16 protein-coding genes are annotated in these 15,198 nt (G+C 57.9%); 5 read left to right on the top strand and 11 right to left on the bottom strand.

All coding sequences use genetic code 11. The features are described from left to right. Nucleotides 1-424 precede the first annotated feature (424 nt). On the bottom strand, nucleotides 425-673 hold the full coding sequence (locus tag ACXHXG_RS31720) for a hypothetical protein (protein WP_104827436.1): 249 nt from the start codon (nucleotides 671-673) through the stop codon (nucleotides 425-427). 650 nt (nucleotides 674-1,323) lie between these two features. On the opposite strand from ACXHXG_RS31720, the gene ACXHXG_RS31715 reads away from it, so the two are divergent. Beyond that, nucleotides 1,324-1,536, top strand: coding sequence for a hypothetical protein (locus ACXHXG_RS31715; RefSeq protein ID WP_285170075.1), 213 nt, complete (start codon nucleotides 1,324-1,326; stop codon nucleotides 1,534-1,536). 35 nt (nucleotides 1,537-1,571) lie between these two features. On the opposite strand, the gene ACXHXG_RS31710 is transcribed toward ACXHXG_RS31715, so the two are convergent. Next, nucleotides 1,572-2,456, bottom strand: a complete 885-nt coding sequence (locus tag ACXHXG_RS31710; protein WP_457901847.1) for a hypothetical protein — start codon at nucleotides 2,454-2,456, stop codon at nucleotides 1,572-1,574. A gap of 109 nt (nucleotides 2,457-2,565) precedes the next feature. Between ACXHXG_RS31710 and ACXHXG_RS31705 the strand changes: the two genes are divergently transcribed. Both ACXHXG_RS31705 and ACXHXG_RS31700 read left to right on the top strand, forming a co-directional pair. Beyond that, nucleotides 2,566-3,069: a metallophosphoesterase family protein gene (locus ACXHXG_RS31705; RefSeq protein ID WP_457901846.1), complete on the top strand. Its 504-nt coding sequence runs from the start codon at nucleotides 2,566-2,568 to the stop codon at nucleotides 3,067-3,069. An 84-nt stretch (nucleotides 3,070-3,153) separates the two neighbouring features. After that, complete coding sequence (locus ACXHXG_RS31700; RefSeq protein ID WP_016553206.1) at nucleotides 3,154-3,303, top strand: hypothetical protein; 150 nt, start codon at nucleotides 3,154-3,156, stop codon at nucleotides 3,301-3,303. Nucleotides 3,304-3,405: 102 nt separating this feature from the next. Here the strand turns inward: ACXHXG_RS31700 and ACXHXG_RS31695 are convergent, their stop codons facing one another. Then, on the bottom strand, nucleotides 3,406-3,639 hold the full coding sequence (locus tag ACXHXG_RS31695; RefSeq protein ID WP_104827441.1) for a DUF2171 domain-containing protein: 234 nt from the start codon (nucleotides 3,637-3,639) through the stop codon (nucleotides 3,406-3,408). Between the two features lie 151 nt (nucleotides 3,640-3,790). Between ACXHXG_RS31695 and ACXHXG_RS31690 the strand changes: the two genes are divergently transcribed. Further along, nucleotides 3,791-4,684: an alpha/beta fold hydrolase gene (locus ACXHXG_RS31690; protein ID WP_457901845.1), complete on the top strand. Its 894-nt coding sequence runs from the start codon at nucleotides 3,791-3,793 to the stop codon at nucleotides 4,682-4,684. A 34-nt stretch (nucleotides 4,685-4,718) separates the two neighbouring features. Here the strand turns inward: ACXHXG_RS31690 and ACXHXG_RS31685 are convergent, their stop codons facing one another. The 3 genes from ACXHXG_RS31685 to ACXHXG_RS31675 all read right to left on the bottom strand — a co-directional run bounded on the left by ACXHXG_RS31685 (nucleotide 4,719) and on the right by ACXHXG_RS31675 (nucleotide 8,393). After that, nucleotides 4,719-5,741 carry an ABC transporter permease gene (locus tag ACXHXG_RS31685; protein ID WP_457901844.1) on the bottom strand — a complete coding sequence of 341 codons (1,023 nt, stop codon included), beginning with the start codon at nucleotides 5,739-5,741 and terminating at the stop codon, nucleotides 4,719-4,721. Beyond that, nucleotides 5,725-7,245, bottom strand: a complete 1,521-nt coding sequence (locus ACXHXG_RS31680; protein ID WP_104827962.1) for a sugar ABC transporter ATP-binding protein — start codon at nucleotides 7,243-7,245, stop codon at nucleotides 5,725-5,727. The genes ACXHXG_RS31685 and ACXHXG_RS31680 overlap by 17 nt, the downstream gene beginning before the upstream one ends. Before the next feature lie 161 nt (nucleotides 7,246-7,406). Then, complete coding sequence (locus tag ACXHXG_RS31675; protein WP_104827444.1) at nucleotides 7,407-8,393, bottom strand: sugar ABC transporter substrate-binding protein; 987 nt, start codon at nucleotides 8,391-8,393, stop codon at nucleotides 7,407-7,409. A gap of 335 nt (nucleotides 8,394-8,728) precedes the next feature. Between ACXHXG_RS31675 and ACXHXG_RS31670 the strand changes: the two genes are divergently transcribed. After that, nucleotides 8,729-9,739 (top strand): LacI family DNA-binding transcriptional regulator, encoded by a 1,011-nt coding sequence (locus ACXHXG_RS31670; RefSeq protein WP_285170079.1) that lies wholly within the window; start codon nucleotides 8,729-8,731, stop codon nucleotides 9,737-9,739. A gap of 129 nt (nucleotides 9,740-9,868) precedes the next feature. On the opposite strand, the gene ACXHXG_RS31665 is transcribed toward ACXHXG_RS31670, so the two are convergent. From ACXHXG_RS31665 to ACXHXG_RS31645, 5 genes are all read right to left on the bottom strand, one after another. Further along, nucleotides 9,869-10,768 (bottom strand): carbohydrate ABC transporter permease, encoded by a 900-nt coding sequence (locus ACXHXG_RS31665; protein ID WP_168843882.1) that lies wholly within the window; start codon nucleotides 10,766-10,768, stop codon nucleotides 9,869-9,871. 15 nt (nucleotides 10,769-10,783) lie between these two features. Next, nucleotides 10,784-11,719: a carbohydrate ABC transporter permease gene (locus tag ACXHXG_RS31660; protein WP_457901843.1), complete on the bottom strand. Its 936-nt coding sequence runs from the start codon at nucleotides 11,717-11,719 to the stop codon at nucleotides 10,784-10,786. A gap of 66 nt (nucleotides 11,720-11,785) precedes the next feature. Beyond that, complete coding sequence (locus ACXHXG_RS31655) at nucleotides 11,786-13,099, bottom strand: ABC transporter substrate-binding protein (protein ID WP_285170081.1); 1,314 nt, start codon at nucleotides 13,097-13,099, stop codon at nucleotides 11,786-11,788. A 153-nt stretch (nucleotides 13,100-13,252) separates the two neighbouring features. Then, a complete protein-coding gene (locus ACXHXG_RS31650) occupies nucleotides 13,253-14,320 on the bottom strand; it encodes an ABC transporter ATP-binding protein (protein WP_104827449.1) in 1,068 nt (355 codons plus the stop codon). A gap of 100 nt (nucleotides 14,321-14,420) precedes the next feature. Continuing rightward, entirely contained in the window at nucleotides 14,421-15,197 is a 777-nt protein-coding gene (locus ACXHXG_RS31645) for an SDR family oxidoreductase (protein ID WP_457901842.1), read from the bottom strand. Between the last annotated feature and the right edge of the window lies 1 nt (nucleotide 15,198).

The raw sequence follows: 15,198 nt of genomic DNA, 5'->3' as shown, positions 1-15,198 counted from the left end.
TTTCCTCGTATTGTCCCAATTGATGGGCATCGGCCCGAGCTAGCCGCAGACGATCGCGATGCATCACCGCTTTGCTATAGCTCCTGCATAAATCCCTGAACCATGGCGCGTTGCTGGGGTGCGAACGAAGGCCAGGGCATCTCAACGCGAGCGAAGCCCAGCCATGTCTGAAAAGATTGATACGTACGCTTTCCATAACTGGTGATAGTAGATCAGCACAGACTAATCTTGCACTTGGCCGATTGGCTTCGTCCATATGGCTATGGAACGAGCCGCGCCAGCTCGGGACATTATAGCTTGGATCGATCAAGAACCCGTCGCCGGCGGGGACACTACCAGCGACGGGCTGGCTTTGGAGGCCAGTTGGAAAGTGGGGGAACTTCCCAACCAATTCCTCAAATAGAGTTGCGCTCAATTTGTTCCATCAAGGCGCGAATTTATCGCCACTGAGCGGACGATGGCTGTCGTTAATACCGACGAGAGCGACGAGCTGATCTTCGTCATGGATCCCTTCTCGGAAGAGCTCGATAATCATCGCTGCCACTTCCTCGCCTTCTTCACTTTCGCGCGTAATATTCCTTTTGAGCAGAATGGCATCAAAAGCGCGCTGACAAATGTCCAAGTCTATTGAATCGAGAGCCAAATCACGCTTGCTGAGATACCTGCTGATCATTCCTTTCCTCCCATCCAACGCATGTTACCAACTGGAAATGATGTATTTTCGGCCCATCCCAATTTCAAGAATTGGCGTGGAACCGGAAACCGGGAGTGACGTTTTCTGATCAAGTACGCTAAGCCCCTGTCATTAGACTGAACGTCGCTCTTTTCGGCTTAGTTCTCGGAGCGACCTGCTGGAAAAGTTGCCCGCCACCCACATGGGTGGCGGGCTTTGTTTGACAGACGCCCATAACCGAGGGAAACCGCCTGCCGCTCACGCCTCCGCAAATCAACGCCATTTCGGCCTGCGCGTTGTGTTGTATCGCAATTCGCTAGCCGTCGCGAACTGCCCAAAAAGCTGGAGAAGTCGAGTTTCCTCTTTGCTGCACAGCCTGTGCCGTTTGCAAAAATCCTTGACTGACCATACGCGCGTCGCGGTGTTGTGACTTACCTTCTTTGGCTCGACGTATTGCATCCTACTCCTCCTATGGAATTGCCGAACGATAGCGAAACCTACATTAGTTAGAAATAAAATATGACATGTCGGAAGGAATTGTCCGATCCTCGGCGATCGACCGCACGGAGTCGACCAGGACGCCTTGCCCTGCCTCTCGACATCTTCGAGTTTTCGATGCAAGCTTGGGAGCTGTCCGGGGGGACAGTGGAATGTACGAGCATTATTTGAAGCCAGCACTCTTTGGTCTGGCAATCCTCATCGCAACCGGAGTTCCGACTTATTGGTTGGCGAAGAAAACATTCGAAGCCGCGATCTTCGAGAACGGGCTTTATCTGGCGTTGCTGCCAGTCTACCCGGTCGTATGGATCGCCGTCTTTCTGATTTTATCCCATCGCGCCGTGAAGACTTTCAGGCGTCGCTAGAAGCAACGGCGTTCTGCGCCAAGCTTTGAAACCCTTCAAAAGGAATTGTCCTTGTTCCGGCGCTGTCTGGCTCGCCATCGGGATTTGGCATCGCGTCGCGCGACTCGCAATTCCTCCAGCGTCGGCAACCACCAGCCCCGGTCGAGGTCGTCTTGACCCGGTGCCACTCGTGCCGGCCAGGTTGTCACCAATTCTTCCAGCCCGCCTTGCCGCCAGGAGACCCAGACGTATTCCCTGCCTTCGGCGGGAAAATAGTGCGCGCTGATTGTCGCCGGGTCCGCCAGTTCTCCGTCCGTGCCGGTGAAGAAGACGACCCCGACATGCGTGCCGACTGCATTTTCGAAGGGCGGGCAATCATCGGAGGGGACGGGATATCGCTTCCTGCGACGCTCCCTTGTTCGTGCCTTGGATGCCTCGTCCTCCTCGGTTCCCCTGATTGTCTCCCGCCGCGCTCGCCTTACGTCCGGCTCGCTGCGCTTGGCAGCAGTCTCGATCGCCGGCCAGTGCTGCCGGAGTTCGCCGAATGAGCGGTACGGCACGGTCCAGAGGCGCCGATCCGCGTCCCAGCGGGCATAGGGGATTTCGCGGATCTCGTTGATGACGGTCCGCGAATACGGCGTTCGGATTTGGAAGGATACTGGCGCTGCTTCGAGATAGCGGCTTTCGATCGGATCGAATGCGAAGGCGTCCCTGCCCTTTTCGTCCGCGAATGTGTCGGCTTCCGCCTCCATCTCGGCCAACCAGCGGCTGATGCGCCTCTGAGCCGTACGGCCAGGCACGAACCACGCATTGAGACTGTCGCTCCAGCGCGCACGAGGGAACGCCTCCCGAAATCGCTGCACCGTCATTCGATCGTGCGGCAAGTCAGTCGTTGCACCCACGTGTGGGGCCGCGGATTTGTCGTTCGTTTCTTCGTCCATGTGCATGATCCAAGAACTACCCTTTGGAAGTCCTCGCCGAGATGGCGTGACGGTATACAAATCACGAAAGAGCTCTTGGTTTCCTCTCGAACTCCGCCATTTTGGCCGAATGATCTATTTCACAAGCGATACCCATTTTGCCGATCCGCGCGTCCTAAGGATCGACCGACGCCCCTTCCCCGATATGGCATTCCATGACGTCGCCTTGATCGACAACTGGAATGAGATCGTCGGAACCGGGGACGATGTCTGGCACCTTGGCGACTTCATGTCATCACGCGGCGGGGATTGTGATCAGCTTCTCTCAATGCTGAATGGCCGCAAGCATCTCGTCATCGGGAACAACGACCCGGACGCTACGACTAAAGCAAGCGGTTGGGAGAGCGTTCAGCACTACAGCGAGATCACCCTGGACGACCACCTGCTGATCCTCTGTCACTATCCTTTTCGAACCTGGAATAAGATGAGCAAGAAATCGATCAATCTCCACGGTCACTCCCACGGAAAGCTCAGACCGCTTCCCCGACAGTACGACGTCGGCGTGGACGCGCAAGGTCTGCGGCCAGTGTCGCTCGAGATTCTCCTGAATCCGGCTGGCGGTGCGAAGGCATAGGTGTCGAGAGCTGCGACGATATTCGGATCAATCGGGGAACCGACATTGGCCGGTAGGGGTTATGGCCTCACATAGGAGGCTGTCATGATCCGCAAGCTGAAGTCCGGCGAGTATCGTCTCTACTCGCGCAAGGTCGATCCGAAGACCCACAAACGCAAAAATCTCGGCACGTTCAAGTCACGCGAGGCAGCCGAGAAGCACGAGCGCGAAGTTCAGTACTTCAAGCACCACTAGCCGCATTCATTGATGCACGAAATGGCGGGAGCGTCGGTGCCGCAGCAGCCCCACGTGTCCTTCTGCGGCAGGCCGCGACCCAAAGGTCGCGGCTGATCATCTTTAATTGAGCGTCGACCACTCACTGCGGACGTCGTCTGCATTCTTCGAGAGATGAACGTGAGCGTCGACGTGATCGACCCAATTCAGCGGAATGAGGTGGTGCTTGCCATCATCGGAGTCGCTCTTGGTCAACTTGATACCGGTGTCGCCATCAAGTTCGTCGACGGTTCCGACATGCACACCGTCGGCAGCCAGTACTTCCATATGCTCGCGAATATTGTCTGCGGAAAACATTGTTTCCTCCTATTGCTTCCTACAGGACGGGAACGAGGCGACAGGGACTTGGTTCCCACTGTGGCGGCTCCACCGTCTTGCGTCGATCGCGCGGCAATGCTGGCGCGTCTTGTCTTTGGAACTTTGCGCAAGCAGGCGCGTTTCTTTGGCCATGTCAGGGAAGCAGCCCATCCCGCCCAAGGTCGGCACAATATGGTCCATCGGCGATGGACGGGTTCATTTTCTCGAAAAGGGCGTGCGCGACAAGGAACCGGTGATCCTTCTTCACGGCTGCGGCAGCATTGCCGAAGAATTGCTATTGCCTTTCGAGGATAGCGAGTTTCGCGTGATAGCCCCTGACCGCCCGGGATATGGTCTCAGTACACCCATACCAGCGTCTGAATGTGGCCCGATCGGTCAGTCATTCTGGCTTGAGCGTTTCCTCGATTGCGCTGGTTTTACCGGCCTGACCATCGTTGCTCATTCGATTGGCAGCGCGCCTGCGCTGCACTTGGCTGCGCGAAGGCCCGATCTCATAAGCAAGCTTTTCCTCATATCACCCTGTTGCAGCCCGGTACCGCCGAAAGCGATGCTTATCTTAAGGGCTGCCTCGGCTCCCTTGGTGGGCGGCCTGGTGCGTCAGCATGTCATCAGCCGTTGGGCAACCTTCTTCGTCGGCCAAGGCTTGAGGGCATCTTCGTTTCCGAACACAGTCCCATCTCGCCTCGACGGCTTACCCGCCAGCCACCTCGTCAATCCACTCGCGGTACAAACCATGGCCGACGAGTTGCGGGCATTCAACCGCGATATGCAGCTCTTACCGAGCCTGCCGCCCCATCTCATCATCCACGTGCTCTTCGGCCTGTCGGATGCGATCATCCACCCGGCATTGCACATAGACTGGTTACGCCGCAAGCACCCTGCGGCGTTCATCAAAGTGCTGGACGGCGTGGGGCACTTGCCTCATCATGTTGCGCCGGACGAGGCGCGGAACATGCTGGCAAATCTCATCTGCGCGCAAATGCCACAAGGATCCGAACGGCTACCCCTCGACCATGTCGCCTAACAATTGCTTTAGATCATCTGAGCGTTGCGATCGATTATCGCGTTTCCAATATCCGCATCAAACGGCCGCGATAGCTATCCAGAATGACGGCCAGGACAATGACAGCACCGATGACGATCGGCTTGATGTTGTCGTCAGCGCCCAATAGCTGCAATCCCGTGGAGAGCACCTGCAGAATGCAGGCACCAACCAGCGTTCCGACGATCGATCCCTTGCCGCCCGAGAGGCTGGTGCCGCCGATGATGACTGCGGCGATGGCATTCAATTCATAGCCGATGCCTGCAACCGGGCTGCCGACGTTGAGGCGCAACAGATAGACCATGGCCGCAATGCCGGCGGTGAACCCCGAAATCGTGAACACCGCAATCTTGTATCTTTTCGGCTCATGCCCCGACAGTCGGACAGCCTCTTCGTTGGTGCCGATAGCAAAGACGAAGCGCCCGAAGATCGTATAGCGCAGCACGAACCAGCCGATGAGGACCACAACGATCGCAATCAAGAAGATCGACGGGAAGATGCCCCAGAAGATCAGATTTCCGAAATCGACGAAAGGCTGCGGGAGGCCGGTGATGGTGGAGTTATCACTGACAACGCGCGCCAAGCCGCTGGCGACATTGAGCATGCCGAGCGTCACGATGAAGGACGGAAGCTTCCACTTCTCGCATACCCAGCCGTTGATCGCGCCAAGTACGGCTCCGGTTCCCATGGATGCGAGCGAAGCCAGGACAATCGCCTGCCATGGCGAAAAGCGTGGATCGATCATGATCGTCGCGCCGATGACCGTGCAAAGGGCAAGCAGCGAGCCGACGGAAAGATCGATGCCGCCAACGAGGATGACGAAGGTCATGCCCGAGGCAAGCACGGTGTTGATGGCGATCTGAACGAAGATCTTGAGGAAGTTTTCCGGCGTCGCGAAATAGGGTGCCGTCGCCGAGAAAAACGCCAGGATCAGAACAAGGGCGATCGCAACGCCGGCTTCCTTCATCGAAATCCGAATGAGGCTGTCCCAAAAACGGCTCTCTCTCATATCGGTCTTGTTTTCAACGTTCCCGGACACGGCTGTACTCCTTGTAAGCGAGTGAGAGGATGCTGCTCTCTTCAAATTGTTCCCGCGCTATTTCCCCGGCTATCTTCCCGTTCGACAAAACGATGATGCGGTGGCAGATACCCATGAGTTCCGGCAAATCGGAGGAGACCACCAGAATACCCTTGCCCTCGGCGGCGAGTTTCCAAAGAAGCTCATATATTTCGACTTTCGCGCCCACATCGATCCCGCGGGTCGGCTCATCGAAAATCAGCACCTTGGGGCCACGGAAAAGCCATTTGGCAATGACCACCTTCTGCTGATTGCCGCCGGAAAACGTCCTGACCGCCTGGCGGATCGATGGGGTCTTGATGCGAAGCTCGCGCACGAGACGCTGCGAATGCTCGTCCTCGACCTTGCGCAGGATCAATCCCTTGCGGGAGATCTTGGCTGGGTCCGTTATGGTGGTGTTTTGCGCGCAGCTCATGTCGAGCATCAAGCCTTGCATCTTGCGGTCTTCAGTCGCCAGGCACAGGCCCGCGGCAACCGCTTGCCTGGGCGAATGGATCGAGACCAGCTCGCCATCGATGCGGATCTCGCCGGCGGCTTTAACGTCGGCGCCGAATAGCGCCCGGACGGCTTCGGTGCGCCCGCTGCCGACAAGGCCGGCAATGCCGACGATTTCGCCCTTGCCGACGGAGAAGGACAGTTCCGGACTATGTCGCGTCACCTTCAGACCGGAAACGCCAAGCGCCTCGCCGGACACCACGCTGTCCTTGCGAAACACGCCATGATCCGCAATCGTGCGCCCGACCATGAGTTCGACAATATTCGGGATGGTCAATCCTGCAAGCGGACGGGTTATCACATGCTGGCCGTCGCGCAGGACCGTCACGTCATCGCCGACCTCGAAGATCTCCTCGAGCCTGTGGGAGATGTAAAGCGTCGTAACGCCGCGACCTCGCAGCCGCTTCAGGATTTCGAACAGGCGATCGACCTCCTTGGAGGTCAGGGTTGCCGTCGGTTCGTCAAGGACCAGAAGCTTGCTTTCGTAGCAAAGCGCCTTGGCGATCTCGAGCAGTTGGAGCTGCGCAACGCTGAGACGGTTTGCCAGGGTCGTAGGGGCGACATCGAGGCCGACGTCGGCCAGGAGCTCGGCGGCCCTACGATTCATTTCCTTGTAATTGACCAGACCGTATCGGCGGGGAAGATGCTCGAAAAGCAGATTTTCGGCGACGGTGAGATTGGAAAGGGGGTGCAGTTCCTGGTGGATCACCCGGATGCCCGCTTTGAACGCCTCCAGCGGCGAAGCTGGGTGATAGGGCTTGCCGTCAAAGGAGATATGGCCATCGTCCGGCCTGAAGACGCCCCCGAGCAGATTGATCAGGGTCGATTTGCCGGCGCCATTCTCGCCAAGAAGAACGTGGCCCTTGCCGCGGCCAACCCGCAGGGAAACATCCTTGAGCGCCACGACGCCCGGGAAACGCTTGCCGATCCCTTCCAGCTTCAGGATGTAGTCATCTGGTGCGTCTGACACGTCCACCTCATGGTCTATTTCGAATTCGAGATGGCCAGCCTCTGCGCGACGCACTCAGAGGTGCGGAAGCGTCACCCTCGGCGATCAACGCGCAAATCGGCTGGTAGCGGTCAGCGCCGGCCAGTGGCCGGCGCTTCTTTTAGCCCCGCGGGCAATCTCAATTACTTGAGATCCTTGGCGGTAATAAGCTTGACGTCCGTCTTGACCCAGCCGGTGAATTTTTCGCCGGCAAGTTCACGCAGGCCATAGTCGATGCCCATGACGGCCATCTGCGCACCATACTGCTCGACAGTGGCAAGCATCTTGCCGTCCTTGATCAGCGGCTGCACCGGCGGAATGTTGTCGAAGCCGACAACCTTGATCTTGCCGCTCTGACCGGTCGCATCGAGAGCCTTGACGACGCCGAGAGCCATGGAGTCATTGGCCGCCATGACGCCCTGAATATCCTTATACTTCGTCAGGAAGTTCGTCATGACGGTATTGGCTTCTTCCGTCTCCCAATGGGCAGTCTTGCTGTCGAGAAGCTGAAGCTTGCCGCCATTGACGGAGTCCATGAAGCCTTCCTTGCGCTCCTTGGCGTTGTCGGCCTCGGGGTTACCCTCGAGGATAACGACCTTCGCACCGGGCCCGAGGTCCTTGGCGAGCGCATCGCCAGCAAGCTTGGCACCTTCGCGGTTATCCGGACCGAAGAACGCGAGGTCGATACCGGCTGCCTTCTTGGCGTCGGCGTCGAGCGGCACGTCGATGTTGATGACCTTCACGCCGGCCTTCACGGCCTTCGCAATGGGGGTAGCCATCGCCTTTGAATCGGCCGGAGCAACGACAATGATGTCGTATTTCTGCGTCACGAAGTTTTCGACGGCATCGACCTGCGCGGCGAAGTCACGCTCGTCCTTCATGCCGACGGCCTTGAAGTCAAACTTGTCTTTGTTCTCCGCGGCATATTTGTCGGCGCCGGCCTTCATCTGCTTGAAGAACTCATTGGACAGAGACTTCATGATCAGGCCCACCTTGGGCTTGCTGGCCGCAAAAGCGGGCGACACGCCGCACGACAGCGCGAGCATCAAGGTGCCGGCCAGGCCGAGCTTCAATGCTGCACGCCGCGACGCACTCATCATGACGGAATCACGCTTAATAGAATTGGACATTTTCTTTCCTCCCCACCTTCTGGGCTCAGCTCCATCTGAGTTGCCAGCGGCAATGAACCGTTTCCAACATCTATTGGGTAGCAATGGCCATAAGTGTTGTCAAGACGGCGACATAGAGCCTAAACCGGTTGAAATTTGAAATAATTGTTGCTTGCGTACATGCGCCTCAATGAACCGTTTCCATTGAGTGCATATCAACCTTATGCTATGGAGCTTAACGGCACAAAATTGAGATGTGCCCTTTGACTGAGACGATAGAGACCATTAGCTGGAAGCCCGGATCGGGCGCCTTTCGGTGTTCGGAAGGCGAAGATGAAGGAACATGTGCTTCTGTTATGTCAAAGGTCGGAATTCGAGACGTTGCCAAGCTCGCGGGAGTTTCCACCGGAACCGTTTCAAGGGTTTTGAACGATCACCCCTCCGTGACGGATGAATTGAGAGCGCGTGTCAGGCGCATCATCGAAGAACTCGGCTATATGCCCGACCCGTCTGCAAGAAGCATGCGCAGCAAGGTCAGCCGCCTCATCGGCATCGTTATTCCGGACCTGACCAACCCCTTCTTCTCGGAACTTGTGCAATCCGCCGAACAAGCGGCGGCAGGTCATGGCTATAACATCATTGTCATGACCTCCCTTGACCACGCGGCCAAGGAGGCAGACCGCATCGGGCAACTGATGAGCCGGAAGGTGGATGGCATCATCCTCGTTCCCAGCATCGATTTCCACACGATCAAGCTGCCGAAGGGATTGCCGATCGTCGTCGTCGACCGCCTTATGCCAGGATATTCCGGCATCGCCTCCGATCACCGCCATGGAGTCCGTCTCGGCGTCGAACATCTTCTGAAGCTCGGCCATCGCCGCATCGGCTTCATTTCGGGGCCCAAACACTCCGTACCAGCCAATGATCGCCTCAAGGGCTACCTTGACGCAATGGGCCAGTCCGATGATGGCAAGCAAATACAAGGATCGTCGCTCATAGCCGAGGCGGCTTTCGACTATGAAAGCGGTCGATCAGCAGGAAACTACCTGCTTGCACGAGCGCGCTACGAGCGCCCGACCGCCATCTTTGCAAGCTCGGATCAGCAGGCGATCGGCTGCATGAGAGCGGCACATGATTTGGGAATCCCGATACCTGCAGCCCTTTCCATCGTAGGCTTCGACGGCATCCCGCTCTCCAGCATGACCACGCCGCGCCTGACAACGGTCAAGCAGCCGATTCAGAAGATGGCGGCAGCGGCGGTCGCGGTCCTGTTGAACAAGCAGCCTACGCCTGGCCTCGACCATCCAATCCTGCTCGCTTGCGAGCTGTCGGAGGGAGAAACGACCTCTCCACCCCAACCCGATTAAAACGGCATACACGTAGCCCGACGCGCTCTATCGGGACGGCGCCCGGTCAGTGCCGCCCTCTATCTCTTGCCGGCTTCGTGCAGGCCCAATCCAAATTGGCTATCGCGGAGGAGACAGCCCTCTCGCTCATCATTCTTTCACGGCGCCAGTCATGGACGAAACGTAGTAGTCGACGAAGAAGGAGTAGAGAATGACGACCGGCAATGAACCGAATAGAGCGCCGGCCATGAGCGAACCCCACTCGAAAACGTCGCCGCGCACCAACTCCGTCAAAACACCAACCGGGATGGTTTTGTTTTCCGACGATTGGATGAAGGTGAGCGCGTAGATGAATTCGTTCCAGGAAAGAGTGAAGGCGAAGATTCCGGCCGATATCAGCCCAGGCACCGCCAGCGGGAGGATAATTTTGACAAGGATCTGCCAGCGGCTAGCGCCATCGACCAGCGCACTTTCTTCCAGTTCGAAAGGTATCGATCTGAAATAGCCCATTAAGAGCCAGGTGCAGAACGGGATAAGAAACGTTGGGTAGGTGAAGATGAGAGCCAGCCTAGAATCGTAGATCCCGAGCTTGAAGACAATAAAGGCCAGAGGAATGAAAAGGATCGAAGGCGGAACCAGGTAGGCCAGGAAGATCAGCAAGCCGATCGAACGCGAGCCGGTAAAGCGCACACGCTCGATTGCATAGGCGCCAAAGATTGAGGCTAAGAGCGACAGCGCAGTCGATCCGACCGCCACCAATATCGTGTTCCACAGCCAGCCCGGATACGACGTTTCGAAGAACAGGTACTTGATGTGATCGAGTGTCGGCTCCACCACCCAGAAGGGGCTGTAGTTATTGTAGTCGGTCAACTGTGCGTTCGGCTTGATGGCCGTGATCGCCATCCAGTAGAAGGGAAACAGAAGCACGAAGACGAAGACCGCCATCGGCAGATAAAGCATGACGATGCGTCGAGGCAGGCGGTTGAGATAGCCCATGCCTTCGACATTATCGGTGAGTACCGGATTGGCGGTGTTGGCTTTGGTGTTCATGAGGTTCTCCCGATCTCAGTCCTGTCCGCCTTGCTGCCATTTGCGGCGCTGCAGACCAAAGAAGCTGAACATGATGGCGGCAAGCAGGAAGGGAATCATGGCAACCGCGATTGCCGCCCCCTCGCCGAGCTGCCCTCCGGGGATGCCGCGCTGGAAGGAAAGCGTCGCCATCAGATGCGTCGCGTTGACCGGACCGCCCTTGGTCAACACATAGATGAGCTGGAAATCCGTGAACGTGAACAGCACCGAGAACGTCATCACCACGGCGATGATCGGCGTAAGCATCGGCAGCGTTACGTAACGGAAGCGCTGCCAACTCGTGGCCCCATCCAGAGATGCCGCCTCCTGCAGCGAAGCGGGAATGGTCTGCAGACCGGCAAGCAGGGAAATCGCCACGAAAGGGATACCGCGCCAGACATTGGCGACGATGACCGAGATGCGCGCATTGGTCGGATCGCCGAGGAAATTGATCGGGCCATGGATCAGGCCGATCTTCACCAGAGACCATGAGAGAATGGAAAATTGGGAATCGTAGATCCACCAGAATGCCAATCCTGACAGCACCGTTGGAACGACCCAGGGCAGCAGCACGATCGCCCGGAAAAACGACTTGAATGGCAGATGCTGATTGAGAAGCAGCGCCAGCCAAAGGCCGAGCACGAATTTCAGGACGGAAGCAACGAAGGTGTAGAGCAAGGTATTGAAGACCGTCAGCCAGAAGACGGAGTCATGGGCCAGGAATTGATAATTCTCCAGTCCGATGAAACTCCCGGCACGCCCGATCCGCGTGTCCGTGAAACCGAGCCAGACGCCGAGCCCCAGCGGATAGGTAAGAAAACAAATCAGAAAGATGGCCGCCGGCAACATGAAGAGGAAGCCGAGCATATTGTTGTTTTGCATGAGCGATCTGATCGGGCTGCGCGTGATATCCCCGGATGGCACAGTCGACATGATATTATCTCCTGATGGACAGTCGCAGCATGCCGTTGCCGGCACGCTGCAGATCTTCGCGAAGGATCAAACCTTGTAGTAGCGGTTCGCCCGGCGCTCAGCTTCCTTCATCGCATCCTCCGGCGACATCTGGCCGGTTACGGCGGCGGCGAACATGTCGACGAGCACGTAATCGGCCATCACACCTGCCGAAGCATAGCCCAGAGGACCGGCATAGCCGTTCGGGCGCAGCGTTTCCGAGGCGCGGGCATAGGGTGCGTGCACCGGATCAGCAGTCCAGACAGGGTTGTTGGCAAAGGCCTTCAAGGGCTGGCAGCAATAGGCGCTCGACCCTTGGATCCAGGCGTTCATCTGATCGCCTTCCATCATGAACTTGATATAGGCCTTGGCGGCTTCCGGATATTTGGTATGACTGAAAAGAACCAACGAGCTTGTTTGGTGCAGCTCGACGCTCTTGCCGACCGGGCCGATCGGGAAGTTTGTGGTTCTGATATCGGCGGCAATCTCGGCGAGCTTCGGGTCCTTCTTCGCTGCATAATAGACCGATACGCCGTTTGCGATCAGCGATACCTGCCCGGCAAGGAAGGCGCGGTTGTTGTTGATGTCCTGCCAGCTTTCCGTACCGGGGATGAAGGTCGCATAGAGATCCATCGCATAGTGGATGGCCGCCAGCGTTTCAGGGCTGTTGATAGTCACCTTGCCGCCTTCGTCCACCATCTTGCCGCCATGGCTCCAAAGCAACCAATGGGCATAATTGTTGCCATCGCCCACGGCCTTGCCGTGCGGGAAGCCGGCCGGCGTGCCTTTCGCCTTCATTGCCTTGCAAAGCTCCAGGAACCCTGCGGTATCCTTCGGAAATTCGCTGAAGCCCGCGGCCTTTACGTGGCTGTCGCGATAAACGACGGCATTGCCGATCGCCGTCAACGGCATGGCGATGAACTTGTCGCCGCGGGTTGCGTAACCGCGCACGCCGTCATACCAGCCGCCGTATTTGTTGCCGAGATAGTTACCGAGTTCGGTCAGGTCGACGAGCTTATCGGGATACTGATGAGCATCGTCGAACCAGCACATCACCATGTCGGGACCGGAACCGACATTGGCGGCGACAGCGGCCTTCGGTCGGATGTCTTCCCAGCTTTCTTTGTCGACACGAACCTCGACGCCCGTTGCCTCCGTGAACTTCTTGGTATTGGCAAGCCAGGCATCCTCGTCGCCCTTGACGAAGGGTGTCCAACGAAGAAGCCTGAGACTTGCGCCCTTTTCGGGCGTGTAGCTGGGTTCGGTCTGGGCGAAAGATGGGCGAATGCCGAGCGGCGCAAGGCCAGCGATGCCGGCCGCGGCCGCGGATGCGGCAAGAAAGTCACGTCTTTTGAATGTCATGATACTCCTCCTTTGAAAACGGGAGCAAATCCCCCCGGCGCCCACCTTCCCGTGTGGTGGACGACGACCATCACCTCCGACCTTGCCGGATATTTCCGCACCGACGGGCGAGCAGGAAAACTCCTCTTTTTCCTGCTTCCCGCCGAAGCGGTATCAGATCGTCAATCTCCGACCGCTTTCGGCGTCGAATAGATGGACATGCGGCGCGTCGATGGAAACGCGCAGCGTATCGCCGGGTCGGGCATTGATCCGTTCCCGGAAGATGCAGTTGACATCACTGCCGCCAAACCTGACGGTCATCTGCGTTTCATACCCGGTCGGCTCGATCACGATGATTTCCGCCGGCAGACCGTTGGCGTCGAGCGCGATGTATTCCGGACGCAGCCCATAGACGAGATCCCGGCCCTTTGCGCCAGCGGGCGGATTTGCCACCGGCAGGACAGTTCCGTCCGACGCGATGAACCGGCTGCCATTCTCCGCATCGAGGCGGCCTTTGATCATGTTCATCGCCGGCGAACCGATGAAGCCCGCGACGAAAAGATTGGCAGGCGTGTCGTAGAGATCCAGCGGCTTTCCCACCTGCTCGACGACGCCGTCATGCATGACGACGATCTTGTCGGCCATCGTCATGGCCTCGATCTGATCATGCGTGACGTAAACGGTCGTGGTGCCGAGACGTTGATGAAGCTCCTTGATCTCCGCGCGCATGGCGACCCGGAGCTTGGCATCGAGGTTAGAAAGCGGTTCGTCGAAAAGGAAGACCTGCGGATCGCGCACGATCGCCCGGCCCATGGCGACACGCTGGCGCTGGCCGCCGGAAAGCTGGCGGGGATAGCGGTCGAGGAGCTTTGTGAGGCCCAGGATTTCCGCAGCCTTCTTGACACGCATATCCATGTCGGCTTTCGGCGCACGCTTGAGCATCAGCGAGAAAGCCATGTTCTGCGCCACCGACATATGCGGATAGAGCGCATAATTCTGAAAGACCATGGCTATGTCGCGGTCACCCGGCGCTACACCGTTGACGGCACGATTGCCGATACGGATCTCGCCGGCGGAAATGTTCTCGAGGCCGGCAAGCATTCTCAGAAGCGTGGATTTTCCGCATCCCGACGGTCCGACCAGGATCACGAACTCCCCGTCGGCAATCTCGATATTCACGCCCTTGATAACCGGGAACGCCCCGAATGATTTCCTGACATCGACAAACTCGACACCTGCCATAAAAGTCCCTCCCAGAACTTGTCACTTCCTTGGCCCTGCCGGTCATCTCCTCCTCCGAGACATTCACCGCCAGAACGCCAACCAATTCAATTTCGACGTCCTATCCCCTTCCGACGAGCGGCATCTTTGTCGCCATCACGGTCATGGTCAGGACGTTCGCCTCCAGCGGAAGGCTTGCCATGTAGACGACCGCGCGAGCGACGTGCTCAGCGGAAATCGTCGGTTCGGTGGCAATTTCTCCATTCGCCTGCAGCACACCGGAACTCATTCTCGCGGTCATGTCCGTTGCGGCATTACCGATATCGATCTGGCCGCAAGCGATATCGAATGGGCGTCCGTCGAGCGCGGTCGATTTCGTAAGACCGGTGATCGCATGCTTGGTCGCGGTATAGGGGGCGGAATTTGGCCGGGGCGCTGTCGCCGAAATCGACCCGTTGTTGATGATGCGGCCGCCGTGAGGCACCTGCGACTTCATCAGTTTGAAAGCCTGCTGCGTGCAAAGGAACGCGCCGGTGAGGTTGGCCGCGACCACGCCGTTCCACTGGTCGAAGGTGAGCTCTTCGAGCGGTATCGCAGGCGCACCGCTGCCGGCATTGTTGACGAGAAGATCGAGCCGGCCGAATTCGGATTTGATCTTGCCGAAGAGGTCAGCGACCTGTTCAGGAGCCCCGATATCGCAGGCAATCGCCCGCATCGTGCCGCCAGTCTCGGCGGCGAGTTCGCTGGCTGCCTTTTCCAGCACATCATGACGGCGCCCGGTGAGGACAACGGTATAACCTTCAGCGCTCAGCGCTTTGGCGATGCTGCGGCCGATGCCGGTACCTCCGCCGGTGACAAGGGCGATCTGGGTTTTTGGTGCGATTGCGGGCTGCGCCATC

The organism is Rhizobium sp. LEGMi-198b (genome assembly GCF_054114205.1).
The sequence above is the reverse complement of the archived record's forward strand: the minus strand, read 5'-3'. Positions and strand labels throughout refer to the sequence as shown.